The sequence below is a fragment of the Pseudomonas sp. SWRI81 genome (assembly GCF_014268545.1).
In the GTDB taxonomy this organism is placed as follows: Bacteria; Pseudomonadota; Gammaproteobacteria; order Pseudomonadales; family Pseudomonadaceae; genus Aquipseudomonas; species Aquipseudomonas hamedanensis.
In genome coordinates this window covers 1-1,827 of record NZ_JABWQS010000090.1, presented here as the reverse complement: position 1 = coordinate 1,827, position 1,827 = coordinate 1, and the positions used below count along the sequence as shown (strand labels likewise).

Below are 1,827 nucleotides of genomic sequence, written 5' to 3'. Positions count from 1 at the left end.
GCCCTGATGAAAAACCAGAGCGAATATCAATCGAAAGGGGCAGTTATCGCTTGAGGACAACCATAGAATCTCCCACACAGATCTTCACTGCTAGCAGTTATTGCGGCCGACATAGCTCAACTGTGGGAGCGAGCTTGCTCGCGAAGAGGCCAATACGGCCACCGACTGATTCAGCCGGCCGATATCACTGCGGCAACTCCAGATTACCCAGCACCCGGTTCACCGCCAGTTCGCCGAGCATGATCAGTTGCGCAATGCCCAGTAACGTTCGGCGCTGCGACACGGGTACCAGCCCGGCAAAGTCCTGGGCGATGGTCTTGGCCGAAGCAAGCGATTCGCAGGCACTGGCCAGCAGGTCTTCGTTTTTGAGGTCGGCAGTCACGGCATACATCGCGCGGGTTCTACGCGGCGGTGGGATGGGGCCGGGCGGGCAGAAATAGTGGTCGAGCGCGCGGTCGGCGGCTTCGTGGAGTTTTTTTGAATCGAGGGATTCGTAGGGGGAGGTGGGATCGGATTCGGGTGGGTTGGGTGTGGGTTTGATCATGGTTAGGCCTCTAGAGTAGTGAAGCTGCCACCGTTCGCTGCTAACGAAGGAGTGGCTAGCAGACCAGGACTCTAGAACCCGGCGCACCGAAGCGCCCCACGCAAAGCCGCCATAACGATAGCGGACCTTGTGCGTCTAGAGATAACTCGAGCTGCTAAACCCGATCGCTGGAAAATCATCGACCGACCCACAATAGAACCCGCCCCCAATGTGCGCAAGCCGGCGTATTCTGGCGTAGCTGTAGGTAATGGCGTAAGGATGTGTAGCCTTGGAGGCGTGTCTGAAGGTGCCTTTTAAACAAAGGAGTTTAAAAAAGGTAAAGATCGGGCGGCAGTCGAGGTAAAACGTAGTTTGTCCCTGACGGATCGAAAAAAACCGTGGTTTAATCCGAAAAATGGAGCGCGCACTTTGGCCCCGTTTATCTCCACTGATTGTCATGAATTGAACCTCAACGAAAAAGCCGTGCTGCTGATTTTTCCTGCATAAAACGAAATTTGGAAGAACCCTCAGGAACTATCCCTGAGGGTGTTTTAATTCAGCGGATAAGGAACCATAACCTGGTCTTGCCTGTACCCCGATCTAAGTTAGGATATGCGTCCAGCCTGCCCCAATGTTATAACTTTGGTCGGTCGTAACGCTTCTCCAGAAAGCGGGCCCCTCATCCATTTCGATGTAAAAAACAAGGAATCTGTTGACAGCATAGCTCTGAGTACTAAACCCGTCACAGGGTTGGTTGATCGCTGGAAAAGCGTCGGTAAAAGATGCAAACATTTCGTCGGTTAAAGGACTGAGCGAATTAGCCTCGCGCCATGCGTGGGCTTCGGCGGGCAACATTCTTTCGGGTGTGGTTTGAATAACCCGTACCCCTTCCACTGTCACTTTAATTCGTTTTTGCTGCCCGCTCACGTCTGATACGGTAATGTAAGTTGTACCGTTCCCGGCGCCTTGAATCCGACCAATACCTTGCTCCAGTACTGTAGCGATTCGGTCGTTGTCTGAGACGTAGGTATACGGTGGAGTTCCTTGGTCAGGATATCGATCTGCAAAATCACCAGGGTGTAGAGACGGTACTGTGACAAAGAACGGATTATGAAAAACCCACTTTGGTCCGGATAGAAATACGTCACGATCGTCGATAATTAATTGGGGGGCAGCCCTCACTGTATAAGTCTGTTCTGGGAAAACCACTGCCTCACTCTCGTTCTGGCTACCCCCAAGCCCTGCCTTGAATATCACCGTCAACTCGCTGCCGTCTTGCAGATTCTGCAGATCGGCAAGCGGAA

2 protein-coding genes are annotated in these 1,827 nt (G+C 52.8%); both read right to left on the bottom strand.

Annotated features, from left to right (window positions below; translation table 11 throughout):
* Nucleotides 1–184: 184 nt before the first annotated feature.
* Nucleotides 185–544, bottom strand: a complete 360-nt coding sequence (locus HU765_RS26550; RefSeq protein ID WP_186624069.1) for a hypothetical protein — start codon at nucleotides 542–544, stop codon at nucleotides 185–187.
* Nucleotides 545–1,123: 579 nt separating this feature from the next.
* Nucleotides 1,124–1,827: hypothetical protein (locus tag HU765_RS26545; protein ID WP_202883681.1), on the bottom strand; the 704-nt coding region annotated here is incomplete at its 5' end.